The sequence below is a fragment of the Sphingomonas sp. Leaf28 genome (assembly GCF_001421685.1).
GTDB lineage: Bacteria > Pseudomonadota > Alphaproteobacteria > Sphingomonadales > Sphingomonadaceae > Sphingomonas > Sphingomonas aurantiaca.
Genome location: NZ_LMKX01000001.1, coordinates 558,933 through 575,437 on the forward strand (window position 1 = coordinate 558,933; position 16,505 = coordinate 575,437).

A 16,505-nucleotide genomic window follows, 5' to 3' on the forward strand; every position below is an offset into this window, starting at 1 on the left:
GCCAGATGAAAGTCGGGTCTTCGCCGTTCGCACCCGTCCGGTTATCCTTGCGTTCAGCCTCGTCGCCGCTAAAGCGCGCTGCCCCAATATCCGCGCGGCGTCGACCCGCGGCGCATCCGGGGCAGGAGATGCCGGTGATCACGCTCGTCCCCCTCGATACGATCAATCCGACCGCGGTCGAGATGCTGCTCGATGCCGCGTTCGGTCCGGATCGCTTCACGCGCACCGCGTACATGATCCGCGGCACCGGCACGCCGCTCGCCGCGCTCAGCTTCGCCGCGATCGAGGACGGCACGCTGGTCGGCTCGATCCAGTGCTGGCCGATCGCGCTGATCGACGCCGCGCGCCAGACCCCACTGGTGATGGTCGGCCCGGTCGCGGTCGCCCCCACCCGCCAGGGTGACGGGATCGGCCGCAACCTGGTGGCGCAGGTGCTCGACGCCGCGGCGGCAAACCGTCTCGACGATGCGCTGATGCTGATCGGCGACCCCGATTATTATGGCCGCTTCTTCGGCTTCTCGGCCGCGCGGACGTCGCGCTGGAATGCTCCCGGCCCGGTCGAGCGCCACCGCCTGCTCGCGCGTGGCGACGGGGTGCCCGATACCGCCGGCATGCTCGGTCCGCGGATGGCGCAGGCGATGCCGGTCACCGCATCCGTATAAGGCACCGCTTTACCTAAGCCCCCTGCCCGCCTAGTCCGCCGCGATGCCCATGGATCCCATCCCCGATATCGCTTCGTTGAGCCTCGCCGAAATCGCCCGCCTGGTCGAGGAGGCGAAATTGCCGCCCGTCGAAAAATGGAATCCGACGCATTGCGGCGACAGCGAGATGCGGATCGCGCGCGACGGCACCTGGTATCATCAGGGCTCGCCGATCGGGCGCCCGGCAATGGTCCGGCTGTTCTCGACGATCCTGCGCCGCGAACCCGATGGCAGCCACGTACTCGTCACCCCGGTCGAAAAGCTCGATATCGCGGTCGAGGATGCGCCCTTCACCGCAGTCGAGATGAAGGCCGAGGGCAGCGGCCGCGACGCGAAGCTCGCCTTCCGCCTCAACACCGGCGATCTCGTCACCGCAGGCCCCGACCATGCGCTGCGGTTCGTCGAGGATGCCGATGGCCCGCGCCCCTATCTGGTCGTGCGCGGCGGCATGGAGGCGCTGGTCGTGCGCTCGGTCTATTACGAGCTCGCCGAACGCGCGATCGCCGACGGTGCGACGCCGCCGGGGCTCTGGAGCGGCGGCGCGTTCTTCGCGCTCGAGCCGGCCGCACCGGATCTCGCCGCATGATGCTGAAGGACCGGCTGGCGGCGGCGCTGGCCAAGGGCGCCGGCGCGCACATGATCCTGCTGACGGGCGACCAGCATGACGGTGATCTCGCCGCGACCGACACGCTGCTCCCCGCGGCGGTGCTGATCGCGGTCACCGACCGTGCCGATCCGGGCGTCATCCTGACGCAGCGCACCGACACGATGAGCCGCCATCCCGGCCAGATCGCGTTCCCGGGCGGGCGGATCGATCCCGGCGAGGACGTCGTCACCGCCGCGCTGCGCGAGGCCGAGGAGGAGATCGCGCTGCCGCGCAGCCACGTCACCGTGATCGGCGAGGCGGACAGCTATCGCACCGTCACCGGCTTCCAAGTGACGCCGGTGATCGGCATCATCCCCCCCGACCTGATCTTCACCCCGAGCGAAGCGGAGGTCGCCAGCGTCTTCGAGGTCCCGCTCGCCTTCCTGCTGGACGAGGCGAACCATGTCGAGGCGACGCTCGAATGGCAGGGCCATGACCGGCATTATTACGAGATCATGTGGAACGACCGCCGGATCTGGGGCGCGACCGCGGCGATGATCGTCAACCTCGCGCGCCGCCTGAGGTGGTCTTGATACTCCCGGTCGCGGCGTGGCGCCTGCGTGACGGTCTCGAACCCCTGGCCGAGGTGCTCGGCGCGGCGGACGGCGACTCGCGCTTCGTCGGCGGCGCGGTGCGCGATACGCTGCTCGGGATCGACGTCGCCGATGTCGACATCGCCACCCGCCTGCCGCCGCAGGAGGTGATCGAACGCCTGCAGGATGCGCGGATCAAGGCGGTCCCGACCGGCCTCGCGCACGGCACCATTACCGCGGTCACCGCGGGCGGCCATGTCGAGGTGACGACGCTGCGCCGCGACGTCTCGACCGACGGACGCCATGCGATCATCGCCTATACCGACGACTGGCGCGAAGACGCCGCGCGCCGCGATTTCACGATGAACGCGCTCTATGCCGATCCGGCGACGGGCGAGATCTTCGATTATTTCGGCGGCCTCGACGATCTCGCGGCGCGGCGCGTGCGCTTCATCGGCGATCCGCTGCAACGGATCGCCGAGGATCACCTGCGAATCCTCCGCTTCTTCCGCTTCCACGCGCGCTTCGGGTCGACGATCGACGAGGCCGGGCTCGACGCGTGCACCGCGCGCGCGAACGACCTGATGGCGTTGTCGCGCGAACGCGTCGCGAGCGAAGTGCTCAAGCTGCTCGTCGCGGCCAATGCGGTGCCGGTCGTCGCGCTGATGGTCGAGCGCGGGATCTTCCGTGCCGTACTGCCCGAGATCGACGCCGAGGGCGCAGACCGTCTCGCGCAACTCGCCGACCGCGAGACCGCGGCAGGCATCGCTCCGGATCCGATCCGCCGGCTTGCCATGACGATCGCCCCCGCCGCCGCCGAAGCCGTCGGCGCGCGGCTGAAGCTGTCCAACACCGACCGCAAACGCCTGATCGCCGCCACCGCGGAGCCGGGGACCGAAGGCTCCAAGGCGCTCGTCTATCGCGCCGGATCCACCGTCGCGATCGACCGCCTGCTGATTGCCGGCGAAGACGTGTCGGCGGTCAAGGACTGGACGCCGCCGGCCTTCCCCTTCTCCGGGGGAGCGTTGGTCGAACGCGGTCTTCGCAAGGGTCCCGACGTCGCCGCCATGCTGCGCCGGGTCGAAACGCAGTGGATCGTCGAAGGCTTTCCCGATGCCGCCCGCGTCGGCGCGATCGCGGACGAGATGGTGGCGGGCGCGCTGGACTGATGCGGCGCCGGGGCGCGTGCGGTTAGGCGCTCACCCCGGTCCCGATCATCGCGAACGCGGCATCCGCCTCGAGCGGCTTGGCGTAGAAATAGCCCTGCCCATAGGTGCAGCCGAGCGCGGCCAGAGTCTGCGAGAGTTCGTTCGTCTCGATCCCCTCGGCGGTGGTCTTCATGCCCAGCGCCTGCGCCAGGCTCAGGATCGCGCGGACGATCGACACCTTGTCGCGATCCGCGAGCATCCCCGTCACGAAGCTGCGATCGATCTTCAGTATGTCGATCGGCAGCTTCTGGAGATACGCCAGGTTGGAATAGCCGGTCCCGAAATCGTCCATCGCCAGTGTCGTGCCCAGCGCCTTGAGCGCATGCATCGTGCCCGCGATCCGGTCCGGGTCGGACACGATCGCGCTTTCGGTCAGTTCCAGCGTGAACCGGTCGCCGGTCAGCCCGGTCGAGTCGAGCGCCGAACCCAACACCGGCGCGATGGCGTCGCGCTGCAACTGGATCGCCGACAAATTGACCGCGACCTTGACGCCGCACGGGCCGCCGTGACGCGAATCCCAGAGCGCCAGAGTCTGCGCCGCCTCCTCGATCGCCCAGCGACCAAGCGGCACGATCAGCCCCGATTCTTCGGCCACGGGGATGAAATCGGTCGGACAATGGACATTGCCCTGCGGATCGGTCCAGCGTGCCAGCGCCTCGAACGACACGATCCGCCCGGTCGCGAGGTCGCAGATCGGCTGATACGCCAGCCGCAACTCGCGATTCTCGATCGCGCGGCGCAGCGCGGTCTCCATGCTGAACTGCGCGCGCGCGATCGCCAGATCCTGCGGCAGGTAACTCTCGGCATGGCCGCTCGCCTTGGCGCGCTTCACCGCGAACTGCGCATGACGGATCAGCTCGGCGACGTCGTCGGCCTCGTCGGCGCCATAGGCGATCCCGACCGAGCATTCGACGCTGATCTCGTAATCGGTCAGCCGGAACGGCGTCGTCAGTGTCCGGTGGATCCGCTTGGCCAACGCATGCGCCTCGTCGCGATCGCCGTCGATCGTCATCAGGATACCGAACTGGTCGCCGCCGATCCGCGCCAGCGTATCGCGCGTCCGCAGCGCGCCCTTGATCCGCCGCGCGACCGTGATCAGCAGTTCATCGCCCGCCAGCGAGCCCAGGCACGAATTCAACCGTCCGAACCGGTCGATATCGATCGCGAGCACGGCCGTCTTGCTGCGGTCCCTGCCCTGCTCGATCAGGTCCTCGAACCCCTCGCGGTTGGGCAGACCGGTCAGGCTGTCGGTGGTCATCTCGCGGCGCAGACTGCGCTCGGTCTGGATCTGCGACGTCTGGTCGACGAAGCTGATCGTGCAGCGATCATGGAAGGTGGCGAACGCGCGCGCGATCGTGACCCGGTAATAGCGACAGTCGATCGTCTGACCGAACACCCATTCGAAATCGGACCGGATCAGCTGCGATTCGAGGAACGCGATGATCCGTGGGCCGAGATCGGCTATCATCGCCGACCGCTCCGCGACGACACCGAACCCCGCCAGCCGATAGGCGCGGTTCATCGCGAACAATTCGAACTGCCCGCCGGTCAGCACCAGATGCGCCGCGGGAATGGGGATGAGCTCGAGCGCACGTGCGGCCAGATCGGTCGCAACTAGGGTTTGCTCTATAGCGTCCGGGGCCATCACTGCCATGACCCCGTGACTAGCCCGTCTTAGTTAAGACGGCCTGAAGGAACCAAAAAGGACGGCAAACTGTCACTTTTTGCCAATTCCCCGGTTTTACAGCGTGCTATGCGATTTCGTTAGCCAAACCGATTGTCGCGGGGAAAACCGGTCGGCGGCATTCTTCCTGCCGCACCGCGTGCCGCACGCCATGGCCCCAGGTCCGATTCGGTCCTTGTACGCCCCGTCCCGCCGCCCATCGCCCAGCTCAGCCCGTCGGCAAAGACGAATGTGATCGCATCCGCCAGCCCGCCGTCACGGTAGCGCTGCAACTGCAGCCCCTGCCCGCGAGTCATCTCGACCAGCTCCGCGAGCGGGAAGACGAGCATCTTTCGGTTATCGCCGATCGCCGCGACATAGTCGTCGTTCGGCCCGATCGGCCGCACGATCTTCAGCTGCGCGCCCGGCCGCGGCGTGACCACCGTCTTGCCCTTGCGCGTCTCCGCGATCACCTCGGCGCTGCTCACCGAGAAGCCACGCCCATCAGTCGCCACCACCAGCAATTTGGGATGCCGGCTCGCGGGCAGCAGCGCGACGATGCCGATGCTCCCGTCGAGGTCGATCATCGCGCGCACCGGCTCGCCAAAGCCGCGCCCACCCGGCAGCTTGTCCGCCGCCAGCGTGTAGAACCGCCCGTTCTCCGCCGCGAGCAGCAGCTTGTCGGTCGTCTGCGCATGGAACGCGAACGCGGGGCCATCGCCCTCCTTGAACTTCAACGCCTCCGGGCTGGCGAGGTCGTTGTGCCCCTTCATCGCCCGGATCCAGCCGCGCTGCGACAGGATGACGGTGATCGGCTCGCGCTCGATCATCGCCTCGAGCGGGATGTCGCGCGTCGGTGCGGCCTCCTCGATCGTGGTCCGGCGCTTGCCGAGCACCGTCTCCAGCCCATAGCGATCGCGGATCTTGGCCATGTCGCGCTTCATCCGCGCGCGCTGCTTCTTCGGATCCGCCAGCAACGCGGCGAGCGTCGCCTGCTCCTTGTCGAGCTTGTCGCGCTCGGTCTTGATCTCGAACTCTTCGAGCCGCCGCAAGCTGCGCAGCCGCATGTTGAGGATCGCCTCGGCCTGACGATCGGTCAACGCGAACTCGGCGATCATCACCTTCTTGGGCTCATCCTCGGTACGGATGATCTCGATCACGCGGTCGAGGTTCAGATACGCGATCAGATAGCCGTCGAGCAGTTCGACGCGGTCGGCGATCTTCGCCAGCCGATGCTCGGTGCGCCGGCGCAGCACGACGAACTGGTGATCGACCCACGCCGCCAGCGCCTGGCGCAAGGACATCACGCGCGGTGTGCGATCCTTGTCGAGCACGTTGAGGTTGAGGCTCACGCGCGTTTCGAGATCGGTCAGCCGGAACAGCCCGTCCATCAGGATCTGCGGATCGACCGTGCGGCTGCGCGGCTCGAGCACGATGCGTATCTCGGTATCCGATTCGTCGCGGACGTCGGCGAGGATCGGCAACCGCTTGGCGTTGATCAGCTCGGCGATCTGCTCGATCAGCTTGCCCTTCTGCACGCCGTACGGAATCTCGGTGACGATCAGCTGCCAGCCGCCGCCCTTCTCGCGCTCGGTCTCCCAGCGCGCGCGGACGCGGAAGCCGCCGCGCCCGGTCGCATAGGATTCACGGATTACCGCGGGCGGATCGACGACCAGCCCACCGGTCGGGAAATCGGGGCCCTTCACGTGGGCCAGGATAGCGGCATCGTCGGCGTCGGGCGTGTCGATCAGCACGATCGCCGCCTCGAGCAGCTCGGCGGCGTTGTGCGGCGGGATGCTCGTCGCCATCCCGACCGCGATCCCGCTCGCGCCGTTCGCGAGCAGGTTGGGGAACAGCCCCGGGAACAACTCGGGCTCGTGATCCTCGCCATTATAGGTCGGGCGATACGCGACCGCGTCCTCGTCGAGCCCATCCATCAGGTCGATCGCGACCTGAGTCAGCCGCGCCTCGGTATAGCGATAGGCCGCCGCGTTATCGCCGTCGATGTTGCCGAAATTGCCCTGCCCGTCGACCAGCGGGTATCGCATCGCGAACGACTGCGCCAAGCGCACCATCGCGTCATAGACCGACTGGTCGCCATGCGGATGATATTTGCCGATCACGTCGCCGACGACGCGCGCGCACTTCTTGTACCCCTGCGCCGGGTCGAGTTTCAGCAGCCGCATCGCCCATAACAGCCGGCGATGCACGGGCTTCATCCCGTCGCGCACGTCGGGCAAGGATCGCGCGGTGATCGTCGACAACGCATAGACCAGATACCGCTCGGAGAGCGCGCTATCGAAGGGGGCGTCGACGATGCTGTCGAAGGGATCTTTGAAGTCGCTGCTGGCCATTGGGACGAGCGATAGCAGCCGCGCGCGTAACGATCAAAGCATCCCGCGCGCTTTCGTCACCTTTTGTTCTCCTGACCGGTTCGCGGCGTGCCCCGCGACCGCCGCCGCAAGCAGCGCGCGGTGCTGCCGCCCGGTCTCGCGCCAGTCATAGCGCTCGCCATAGATACGCGTCGCAGTGCGATCGGGCAGGTTGGACAGCAGCCGCGCGATCCCGTCGGCGATCGCCGCATCGGAGCGATCCGCGGTCAGCACGCCCGCCTCGGGCACGCGGACCACCTCGGGCGATCCCCATACCGGCGTCGCCACCAGCGGCGTTCCGCAGGCGAGCGATTCGAGCAGGACGTTGGCGATCCCCTCGCGGTCCGAACAGCTCGCCGTCGCGTCGGCCGCGGCATATAGATCGGGCAGGCGATGCTGGTCGACATGGCCGAGGAAATCGACGCGTCCCGATACCCCCAGCGTCGCGGCGAGCGCGCGCAGCGCCGGCTCGCACGGCCCGTCGCCCGCGATCATCAGTCGCACGTCCGGCAAGCTCGCGATCGCCCGGATCGCGAAGTCGTGGCCCTTGCGGTCGATCAGATGGCCGACGGACAGGATCGTCGGCGCGGCGATCCCCATTCGCGCACGCAGCGCCGCGCGGTCCTGCGGCGGCGAGAACAGGGTCAGGTCGACACCATGCTCGACCACGCAGGTCCGGTCCGCGGGCGCCCCCAGCCCGACCAGCGCGTCGCGCAACGCGGCCGCCACCGCGGTCGTCGCGCTGGCCCGCTCGATCGCCGACAGGATCATCGCCCGCTCGAGCCGGTGCTGCGCGATCTGGCTGACGTCGGACCCCAGCGCGCTCATCACGAACGGCCGGTCGAACCACCGCGCGAGCAAGCCCGCCGCGACACCGTCGGGATAGAGATAATAGGAATCGATCACGTCGAAATCGAACGTGCGCCGAAGCCGCGCGATCCGGGGGTACAAAGCCGCCGCCATCAGCCACGGCGCCGACGCCATGCCGATCTTCGGGATGACGGGATAGCGCGGATGCGTGATCGGCACCCCGCGCCGGACCGCCATTTTCGGCGCGCTGGCAAAGTCGGCATAGCGCCCGAACCGTGGGTGACGGCTCGGGAACCATGGTATCGGCGCCACCACGCGCACCTCGTCGCCGGGCCCGGCGACGTGCCCGACACGGTGTTCGATAAATATCCCGTGACGCCGCTGGACAGCATTCGGGTACAGGCTCGACACCACCAATATCTTCATCACGCCCCTGTGCCCGCGCTGCGCGCGCGGCTTTTTCCCCACGGCCCCTGGACCGCGGGTTGCCCCCAGCGCGCCTTTTACGTCCGTTCTCCCGTCATTTGCGGCAAAATTTCCGGCGCGGCGTCTCCGGACGGGACAGGTCGGCGGCGGTCGGCTAGCGTCTGCGCATGCGCCTATTCCTCGCCGCCGCCCTGCTGCTACCGTTGGCCGTGATGCCGACCCCCGCCGCTGCCGACCTGCTCACCTGGTCCGTGCTCACCGCCCGCCCCAAACCCGTCGCCGACGCGACGATCGCCTATGGCCCAGACCAGATGCAGAAGGTCGACGTCTGGCTGCCCAAGGGCAAGGGTCCGTTCCCGGTGGTCGTCATGGTGCATGGCGGGTGCTGGACGACCAGCATCGCCGACCGCAGCCTGATGAACTGGGTCGCGGACGATCTGCGCCAGAGCGGCGTCGCGGTCTGGAACATCGACTATCGCGGCGTCGATCGCACCGGCGGCGGCTATCCCGGCACGTTCGCGGATGCGGCACAGGCGACCGATCAGCTCGCGAAGCAGGCGCGCCGGTTCAAGCTCGACACGGCCCGGGTTACCGCGATCGGCCATTCGGCGGGCGGCCACCTCGCGCTCTGGCTCGCCGCCCGCCCAAAGCTGCCCGCGACCAGCCCACTTTATTCTGCACATCCGCTCCGCATCGATCATGTCATCAGCCTGGGCGGTCTGCCCGATCTTGAAGCGACCGCGGCCAGTCCCGAAAATGGCTGCGGGGTCGAAGTGGTCACCAAGCTGGTCGGCCCGCCCGGCGCGCGGCATCCCGACGTCTATGCCGACACGTCCGTGCCCCGCCTGCTCCCGCTCGGCGTGCGGCAGGACCTGATCAACGGCCGCGAGGACCGGATCATCCCCTTCGTCATGGCCACCGACTATGTCGGCAAGGCCGTCGCGGCGGGCGACACGGCCACGCTTCACGTCATCCCCGCCACCGGCCATGTCGAGCTGATCGCCCCCGAAACCGCCGCCTGGGCGGAAGCAAAACGCCTGATCCTCGCAGACCTCGGGAAAACCCAGTGACTCGGGAAAATACAGTGACTCTGGAAGACGCCCGCGCGCTCGACGCGACCGACCCGCTCGCCGCCTGCCGCGACGATTTCCTGCTCCCCGAGGGCGTGATCTATCTCGACGGCAACTCGCTCGGCGCGCTGCCCAAGGCGACGCCCGCCGCGCTCGCCGACGTCGCGACGCGCCAATGGGGCGACCGTCTCATCCGCAGCTGGAACGAGGGGTGGATCGACGCCCCCCAGCGGATCGGTGCCAAGATCGCGCCGCTGATCGGCGCCGCCGCCGACTCGGTCATCATCGGCGACACCACCTCGACGCATCTCTTCAAGGCGCTGGTCGCCGCGCTGCGCAGCAACCCGACGCGCCACACGGTCGTCAGCGAAGCCGGCAACTTCCCGACCGACCTCCACATCGCCGAAGGCGCGGTCGGCTGCGTTCCCGGTGCGCGGCTGAAGGTGGTCGCGCGCGAAGACCTGGCCGCCGCAATCGACGACGACACCGCGGTCCTCCTGCTGACGCACGTCCATTACAAGACGAGCGACCGCTTCGACATGGCCGCATGGACCGCGCGCGCGCATGCCGCCGGCGCGCTCATGCTCTGGGACCTCAGCCACAGCGTCGGCGCGGTGCCGATCGACCTGACCGCCGCCAACGCCGACATGGCGGTTGGCTGCACCTACAAATACCTCAATGGCGGGCCCGGCGCGCCGGCGTTCCTCTACGTCGCGAAACGCTGGCAGGACTCGCTCGCCAGCCCGCTGTCCGGCTGGATGGGCCACGCCGCGCCGTTCGCGTTCGAGGATGCCTATCGCCCCGCCCCCGGCATGAAGCGCTGGCTTGCCGGCACCCCGGCAATGCTCTCGACCGCCGCGCTCGAAACCGCGCTCGATCTCTGGGCCGATATCGACCAGCACGCGGTCGCCACCAAGAGCGCCCGCCTCTTCGATATCCTCGCCGCCGCCGGCGATGCGCTGGGCCTCGACTGCGTCAGCCCCCGCGACCCCGCCAGGCGCGGCAGCCATATCAGCTTCCGCCATCCGCAGGCCTATGCGCTGACGCAGGCGCTGATCGCCCGCGGGGTAATCGGCGACTTCCGCGACCCCGACATCCTCCGCCTCGGCCTCACGCCGCTATATCTCAGCCATGAGGACGTCTGGCGCGCCGGCGACATCCTGCGCGAGACGATGGAGAGCGAGGCATGGCGCGATCCCGCCTTCTCCGAACGCCTCGCGGTGACGTGAGCGGCGACGGAGTCGTCATCGCAAGCCGGTAGCGCGCCTGCCCAAGCGCTTGTATCGGTGCGCGATGACGCATCCATTCTACGCGATCCATAGTCATGGGCTGATCCGGGTCGCCGCCGCCACGCCGCGCGCTTCGGTGGGGGATACCGGCGCCAATGCCGACGCGACGATCGCGCTGGCCCGCGAGGCGGATGCGCGCGGCGTCGATCTGGTCGTGTTCCCCGAACTGAACCTGACCTCCTACGCGATCGACGACCTGCATCTGCAGACGGCGCAGCAGCGCGCGACGCTGGCCGCGATCGCGACGGTCGTCGCGGCGAGCGCGACGCTGCGCCCGGTGCTGCTCGTCGGCGCGGCGCTGGTGCGCAACGGACGGCTGTACAACTGCGCGCTGGCGATCGCGCGGGGCACCATCCTCGGCGTGGTCCCCAAGACATTCCTTCCCAACTACCGCGAATTCTACGAAAAGCGCTGGTTCGCGAGCGGCGCGGGGCTGACCGGGCTGACGATCGCGCTTGGCGGCAAGGACGTGCCCTTCGGTACCGACCTGATCTTTGCCGCGCGCGACCTGCCCGGCTTCGTGTTCCATGCGGAGATCTGCGAGGATTACTGGGCCCCCACCCCGCCCTCGACCGCGGGTGCGCTCGCGGGGGCGCTGATCTGCTGCAACCTGTCCGCCTCGAACATCGTGATCGGCAAGGCGCGCGAGCGGGCGATGCTCGCGGCGGCGCAGTCGGCGCGAGCGGTGTGCGCCTATGTCTATTCGGCCGCGGGGCCGGGCGAGAGCACGACCGAAGTCGCGTGGGACGGCCAGGGCCTGATCCACGAACTCGGCGAACAGATCGCGGAATCGAAGCGGTTCGCGACCGAACCCGAACTCGTCGTCGCTGATGTCGATTGCGAACGGATCACGCAGGAACGCCTGCGGTTCGGCACGTTCAACGATGCCGTCACGTTCGCCGGCACGCCGGAGACCCGCTTCCGGCGGATCGCGTTCGATCACACGCCGGTGCTGGACGCCGAGATCGGCATCGACGCGTACGATCCTCCCCCGCAAGGGGGAGGTGGCAGGCGTAGCCTGACGGAGGGGGAGGCACACGCAACGCCTGCTCCGTGTCCTCCCCCTCCGTCCCCTTCGGCGACACCTCCCCCTGGCGGGGGAGGATCGGGCGGCCTGGAGCGCGCCATCCGCCGCTTCCCGTTCGTGCCCAACGATCCGGCACGCCGCGACGATGATTGCTACGAAGCGTTCAACATCCAGGTAGAGGCGCTGTCGAAGCGGCTCGTCGCCGCACATGCCGAGACGATCGTGATCGGCGTCTCCGGTGGCCTCGACTCGACGCATGCGCTGATCGTCGCGGCCAAGGCGATGGACCGGCTCGGGCGCCCGCGCAGCGCGATCCTCGGCTTCACCATGCCCGGCTTCGCGACCGGCGAAGGCACCAAGGCCAACGCCTGGGCATTGATGCGCGCGCTCGGTATCAGCGCGGAGGAGATCGACATCCGCCCCGCCGCGCGGCGGATGCTGGAGGATATCGGCCACCCGTTCAGCGACGGCGACCCCGTCTACGACATCACCTTCGAGAATGTGCAGGCGGGCCTGCGGACCGACTATCTCTTCCGCCTTGCCAACCAACGGCGCGGGATCGTGCTCGGCACGGGCGACCTCAGCGAGATGGCGCTGGGCTGGTGCACCTACGGCGTCGGCGACCAGATGAGCCATTACGCGGTGAACAGCGGCGTGCCGAAGACGCTGATCCAGTTCCTGATCCGCTGGTGCATCCGCACCGACCAGTATGACGCGGCGACCGACGCGATCCTGGCGACGATCCTGGCGCAGGAAATCTCGCCCGAGCTCGTGCCCGCGGGCGCCGATGGCGCGCTGCAGAGCACCGAGTCGATGATCGGTCCCTATGCGCTGAACGATTTCTTCGCGCATTATGTGATCCGCCACGGCCTTGCCCCGTCGAAGATCGCGTTCCTCGCCTGGCATGCGTGGCGCGATGCGGGCCTGGGCGCGTGGCCGCAGGACCTGCCAGCCGATGCGCGCATCGCCTATGACCTGCCGACGATCCGCCACTGGCTGGAGAAGTTCCTCGTCCGCTTCTTTGCGACCAGCCAGTTCAAGCGGTCGGCGATGCCCAACGGACCGAAGGTTTCTGCGGGGGGCGCGCTGTCGCCGCGTGGCGACTGGCGGGCACCGTCGGATGGTATCGCGACGGCCTGGATCGAAGAATTGCGGTCAAGCGTTCCCTAGGGTTCGACGCGTGACCTTGCATAAATTGCGGGCGCGGCGCATTGTGAACATCCTATGACAGTGGCTCCACCGGATGGATCGCGCGATCGCCGGATCGAGATCCCATCTAACCTTTGGCTGATTCACCCGGCAGGCCGTGCGCTTTTGCCGCTGGCTTTGGCGCGTGGAATTTCCGCCAACGCGGTTTCGGTTGCGGGTCTGTGCCTCGGTGGCCTGGCCGCGCTTGCCTATGCGCAGTGGGATAGCTGGGCGCTCGCGCTGGTGGGTCTCGTCCTGTCGGTGGGCTGGCTGATCGCCGACGGGCTCGACGGCATGGTCGCGCGCGCGACCAAGACTGCGAGCCCGCTGGGGCGGATGCTGGACGGGCTTTGCGATCACGGCGTGTTCGCGCTGATCTATATTTCGCTCGCGATCACGATCGACACGCCCGAGGCATGGATCCTCGCGATCGCCGCCGGTTGTGCGCATGCGGTGCAGTCGAACATGTACGAAGGCGAGCGGTCGCGCTTCCATCGCCGGCTCAAGGGCATCGCGCTCGATGCGCCCCCGGTGCCGACCGGCAATGCGCTCGTCCGCTTCTATGACGGCGTCGCCAGCAGCATCGACCGCATCGCCATGCCGTTCGAGCGCACGCTCGGCCAGGCGCTCGATCCGGTCGCGCTGGGCGCCAGTTACGGGGCACGTGCGGTCGCGCCGTTGCGCTTCATGGCCTTGCTTACCGCGAATGTCCGGGTATGGGCGATCTTCGTCGCCTGCTTCGCGGGCAACCCACGCATCTTCTGGTGGTTCGAGATCGTCCCTCTGACGCTCGTCGCCATCGTCGGGCTCGTCTGGCACCGTCGTGTCGAGCGGGCCTTCGTTCGTACTACTACGCCGCCGCGACCAAAGACCGCGTCGCGCATGCATCTTTCGTAAGGAACAGGGTCAGTAATGAATAGCATTCGGATTGCCGTGGTCGGCATCGGCAACTGCGCCAGCTCGCTCGTGCAGGGTCTCGAGCATTATCGCGAGGGGGCTAACGACCAGGTCGGCCTGATGCACTTCGACATGGGCGGCTACAAGCCGAGCGACATCAAGGTCGTCGCGGCCTGGGACGTCGATCGTCGCAAGGTCGGCAAGGACGTGTCGGAGGCGATCTTCGCCAAGCCGAACTGCACCGCGGTGTTCGCACCCAATGTCGGCCCCACCGGCACGATCGTGAAGATGGGCAAGAAGCTGGACGGCGTCGCCGACCACATGGCCGACTTCAAGGACGACCGTACGTTCCTGGTCGCCGACGCCGCCGAGCCGAGCCGTGAAGACGTCATCGCCGAGCTGAAGGCTTCGGGCGCCGACGTGCTCATGAACTACCTGCCGGTCGGGTCGCAGGAAGCCACCGAATTCTACGCCGACTGCGCGATCGAGGCGGGCGTTGCGTTCGTCAACAACATCCCCGTCTTCATCGCCTCGAACCCGGTCTGGGCCAAGAAGTTCGAAGACGCCGGCGTCGCGATCATCGGCGACGACATCAAGGCGCAGCTCGGCGCGACGATCGTCCACCGCGTGCTGACCGACCTGTTCGCCAAGCGCGGCGTGAAGCTGGATCGCACCTACCAGCTCAACACCGGCGGCAACACCGACTTCCTCAACATGTCGAACCATCGCCGTCTCGAGTCGAAGAAGATCTCGAAGACCGAAGCCGTCCAGTCGGTCGCGGCCGAGCGGATGGACGACGACAACGTCCATATCGGCCCGTCGGACTATGTGCCCTGGCAGAACGACAACAAGGTCTGCTTCCTGCGCATGGAAGGCCAGCTGTTCGGCGGCGTGCCGATGAACATCGAGCTGCGTCTCTCGGTTGAGGACAGCCCCAACTCGGCGGGCGTCGCGATCGACATGATCCGCTGCGCCAAGATCGCCAAGGACCGCGGCATCGCCGGCGTCATCGATCCCGCCTCGGCCTATTTCTGCAAGCACCCGCGTACGCAGATGACCGACGATCTCGCGCAGATCGAAGTCGAGCGGTTCATCAAGGCCGCCTGACATGATCGAGACGGCTGTCCTCCTCGCCGCCGGGGAAGGCAGCCGCCTTCGCACCTCCGCCCCGTACAAGCCGCTCTGCGCGGTCGCGGGGCGGCCGCTGATCGCGCACGCGCTCGAGGGGCTGGCCGAGGCCGGTTTCGCGCGCGCGATCGTGACGGTCAGCTATGGCCGCGAGGCGATCGAAGCCTATCTCGCCAGCCGGCGCTGGCCCCTGGCGGTCGAGACGGTCCTCGCCGATCACCGCGAACCCAATGGCGTGTCGGTCCTGGCCGCGCGTGAGGCGCTGGCCGGCAGCGAAGCGGTGCTGGCAATGTGCGACCATCTCGTCAGCCCAGCGCTCTATGCCCGCATGGCAGCCGCGGGGGCCGGTGGTGGCCTGCGGCTCGGCATCGACCGGCGGCTCGGGCATGACTGGGTCGATCCCGAGGACGTCACCTGCGTCGCGACCGACGGCGACCGCATCGTCGCGATCGGCAAGGGCCTGGAGCCGCACGACTGCTACGACACCGGCGTCTTCGCGATCGGCCCCGCGCTGTCCGACGCGCTGGCCACGCTCGCCAGCCCCTCGCTGACCGAAGGCGTCCGCCTGCTCGCGGCGGATGGTCTCGCCCGGATCGTCGATTGCAGCGACATCGACTGGATCGACGTCGACGACGCCCCCGCGCTGGCGAAAGCCGAAGCGTGGATGGCGACCAGGGCCGACGCCGTCGCCGCCTGACCCCGGGCGTCAGAGCCTAGCGCGCCGGCCGATCACCGTTCCAATTTCCGACACCACCCCGGCGAAGGCCGGGGCCCAGTTGGGGGACGGCGGTAACGAGCCGCAGTCCGCCGTTACTGCAACCTCTCGAACTGGGCCCCGGCCTCCGCCGGGGTAGTAAAGTTGTCGGCGCCGTACGCGAGCCTATTGGGCGCGCCGCACCGTGAGGATCTTCACCGGCGCGGCGATCATCTGCCCCTTCATCACCCCCACGCCCGCCGTCGCCGACGTCGGCGCACCGAGGATGCGTTTCACCACGTCCATCCCCGCGACGACATGCCCGAACGCCGCATAGCCCGCCGTGTCCCCGCTCCCCGCAGGCGCCGCATCCAGCGACAGCACCGGGCCGATGGTGATGAAGAAGTCCGCCGTCGCCGTCCCCGGTGCCAGCCGCGCGAGCGAGATCGTCCCATCGACATGCGACAGCCCCGTCTTGCTGGTCGGCTCGTGCGCCACCGGCTTCAGGATGCGCTTCGGATCGTTCTGCGGCCCGCCCTGGATCAGCCCGGTCCCCTGCCCCAGGTTCATCGCCCGGTAGAAGGTCACGCCGTCGAGCCGCTTCTGATCGACATAGCGCAGGAAATTCGCGGTCGTCAGCGGCGCACGCGCCTTCTCCAGCGCCAGCGTGATCGGTCCCTCGCTCGTCGTCATCACGATCGAGACGGTCTCCGCCGGCACCGCATCGGCAGCAACCGGCGCGCTCGGTGCGGCCGGAACGAGGGTTTGCGCGGAGGCGGAAACGGCGAAAAGAAGCGCGAGCGACGCGCCGATCAGTGTGGAGGTCATCGCCAAGGCTACCGCGCCACGCCCG

The 16,505-nt window shown here is 68.2% G+C and carries 14 protein-coding genes; 10 read left to right on the forward strand and 4 right to left on the reverse strand.

Annotated elements, in window-relative coordinates; all coding sequences use genetic code 11:
* Positions 1–134 precede the first annotated feature (134 nt).
* From ASE79_RS02655 to ASE79_RS02670, 4 genes are read left to right on the forward strand one after another with little or no spacing between them, the layout of a single operon-like run.
* Positions 135–662, forward strand: a complete 528-nt coding sequence (locus ASE79_RS02655; RefSeq protein WP_056413262.1) for a GNAT family N-acetyltransferase — start codon at positions 135–137, stop codon at positions 660–662.
* A 43-nt stretch (positions 663–705) separates the two neighbouring features.
* The gene (locus ASE79_RS02660; RefSeq protein ID WP_056411479.1) at positions 706–1,287 is read left to right on the forward strand and encodes a DUF1285 domain-containing protein; all 582 of its coding nucleotides are present in this window, start codon (positions 706–708) and stop codon (positions 1,285–1,287) included.
* The gene (locus tag ASE79_RS02665; RefSeq protein WP_056411481.1) at positions 1,284–1,880 is read left to right on the forward strand and encodes a CoA pyrophosphatase; all 597 of its coding nucleotides are present in this window, start codon (positions 1,284–1,286) and stop codon (positions 1,878–1,880) included. The genes ASE79_RS02660 and ASE79_RS02665 overlap by 4 nt, the downstream gene beginning before the upstream one ends.
* The gene (locus ASE79_RS02670) at positions 1,871–3,049 is read left to right on the forward strand and encodes a CCA tRNA nucleotidyltransferase (protein WP_056411483.1); all 1,179 of its coding nucleotides are present in this window, start codon (positions 1,871–1,873) and stop codon (positions 3,047–3,049) included. The genes ASE79_RS02665 and ASE79_RS02670 overlap by 10 nt, the downstream gene beginning before the upstream one ends.
* A gap of 22 nt (positions 3,050–3,071) precedes the next feature.
* Here the strand turns inward: ASE79_RS02670 and ASE79_RS02675 are convergent, their stop codons facing one another.
* The 3 genes from ASE79_RS02675 to ASE79_RS02685 all read right to left on the reverse strand — a co-directional run bounded on the left by ASE79_RS02675 (position 3,072) and on the right by ASE79_RS02685 (position 8,359).
* Positions 3,072–4,742 carry a putative bifunctional diguanylate cyclase/phosphodiesterase gene (locus tag ASE79_RS02675; protein ID WP_056411485.1) on the reverse strand — a complete coding sequence of 557 codons (1,671 nt, stop codon included), beginning with the start codon at positions 4,740–4,742 and terminating at the stop codon, positions 3,072–3,074.
* A 110-nt stretch (positions 4,743–4,852) separates the two neighbouring features.
* Positions 4,853–7,105 carry a DNA topoisomerase IV subunit A gene (parC, locus tag ASE79_RS02680; protein ID WP_056411487.1) on the reverse strand — a complete coding sequence of 751 codons (2,253 nt, stop codon included), beginning with the start codon at positions 7,103–7,105 and terminating at the stop codon, positions 4,853–4,855.
* A 33-nt stretch (positions 7,106–7,138) separates the two neighbouring features.
* Positions 7,139–8,359, reverse strand: coding sequence for a glycosyltransferase (locus ASE79_RS02685; RefSeq protein WP_056411489.1), 1,221 nt, complete (start codon positions 8,357–8,359; stop codon positions 7,139–7,141).
* Positions 8,360–8,526: 167 nt separating this feature from the next.
* Between ASE79_RS02685 and ASE79_RS02690 the strand changes: the two genes are divergently transcribed.
* The 6 genes from ASE79_RS02690 to ASE79_RS02715 all read left to right on the forward strand — a co-directional run bounded on the left by ASE79_RS02690 (position 8,527) and on the right by ASE79_RS02715 (position 15,655).
* A complete protein-coding gene (locus ASE79_RS02690; protein ID WP_199860925.1) occupies positions 8,527–9,429 on the forward strand; it encodes an alpha/beta hydrolase in 903 nt (300 codons plus the stop codon).
* A 14-nt stretch (positions 9,430–9,443) separates the two neighbouring features.
* Positions 9,444–10,658, forward strand: coding sequence for a kynureninase (gene kynU / locus ASE79_RS02695; protein ID WP_056411492.1), 1,215 nt, complete (start codon positions 9,444–9,446; stop codon positions 10,656–10,658).
* Positions 10,659–10,722: 64 nt separating this feature from the next.
* Positions 10,723–12,915, forward strand: coding sequence for an NAD(+) synthase (locus tag ASE79_RS02700; protein ID WP_056411494.1), 2,193 nt, complete (start codon positions 10,723–10,725; stop codon positions 12,913–12,915).
* Between the two features lie 156 nt (positions 12,916–13,071).
* Entirely contained in the window at positions 13,072–13,830 is a 759-nt protein-coding gene (locus ASE79_RS02705) for a CDP-alcohol phosphatidyltransferase family protein (RefSeq protein WP_235516723.1), read from the forward strand.
* A gap of 15 nt (positions 13,831–13,845) precedes the next feature.
* Positions 13,846–14,937: an inositol-3-phosphate synthase gene (locus ASE79_RS02710; protein ID WP_056411497.1), complete on the forward strand. Its 1,092-nt coding sequence runs from the start codon at positions 13,846–13,848 to the stop codon at positions 14,935–14,937.
* A gap of 1 nt (position 14,938) precedes the next feature.
* Positions 14,939–15,655, forward strand: a complete 717-nt coding sequence (locus tag ASE79_RS02715; RefSeq protein ID WP_056411499.1) for an NTP transferase domain-containing protein — start codon at positions 14,939–14,941, stop codon at positions 15,653–15,655.
* Positions 15,656–15,838: 183 nt separating this feature from the next.
* Here the strand turns inward: ASE79_RS02715 and ASE79_RS02720 are convergent, their stop codons facing one another.
* Entirely contained in the window at positions 15,839–16,480 is a 642-nt protein-coding gene (locus tag ASE79_RS02720; RefSeq protein ID WP_056413265.1) for a peptidylprolyl isomerase, read from the reverse strand.
* Positions 16,481–16,505 lie beyond the last annotated feature (25 nt).

Bases quoted from the DNA above. Each gene is read 5' to 3' on its own strand.
- ASE79_RS02685 (WP_056411489.1), bottom strand. From the start codon at position 8,359: ATGAAGATATTGGTGGTGTCGAGCCTGTACCCGAATGCTGTCCAGCGG.
- parC (WP_056411487.1), bottom strand. From the start codon at position 7,105: ATGGCCAGCAGCGACTTCAAAGATCCCTTCGACAGCATCGTCGACGCC.
- ASE79_RS02720 (WP_056413265.1), bottom strand. From the start codon at position 16,480: ATGACCTCCACACTGATCGGCGCGTCGCTCGCGCTTCTTTTCGCCGTT.
- ASE79_RS02710 (WP_056411497.1), top strand. From the start codon at position 13,846: ATGAATAGCATTCGGATTGCCGTGGTCGGCATCGGCAACTGCGCCAGC.
- ASE79_RS02675 (WP_056411485.1), bottom strand. From the start codon at position 4,742: ATGGCAGTGATGGCCCCGGACGCTATAGAGCAAACCCTAGTTGCGACC.
- ASE79_RS02665 (WP_056411481.1), top strand. From the start codon at position 1,284: ATGATGCTGAAGGACCGGCTGGCGGCGGCGCTGGCCAAGGGCGCCGGC.
- ASE79_RS02660 (WP_056411479.1), top strand. From the start codon at position 706: ATGCCCATGGATCCCATCCCCGATATCGCTTCGTTGAGCCTCGCCGAA.
- ASE79_RS02715 (WP_056411499.1), top strand. From the start codon at position 14,939: ATGATCGAGACGGCTGTCCTCCTCGCCGCCGGGGAAGGCAGCCGCCTT.
- ASE79_RS02690 (WP_199860925.1), top strand. From the start codon at position 8,527: ATGCGCCTATTCCTCGCCGCCGCCCTGCTGCTACCGTTGGCCGTGATG.
- ASE79_RS02700 (WP_056411494.1), top strand. From the start codon at position 10,723: ATGACGCATCCATTCTACGCGATCCATAGTCATGGGCTGATCCGGGTC.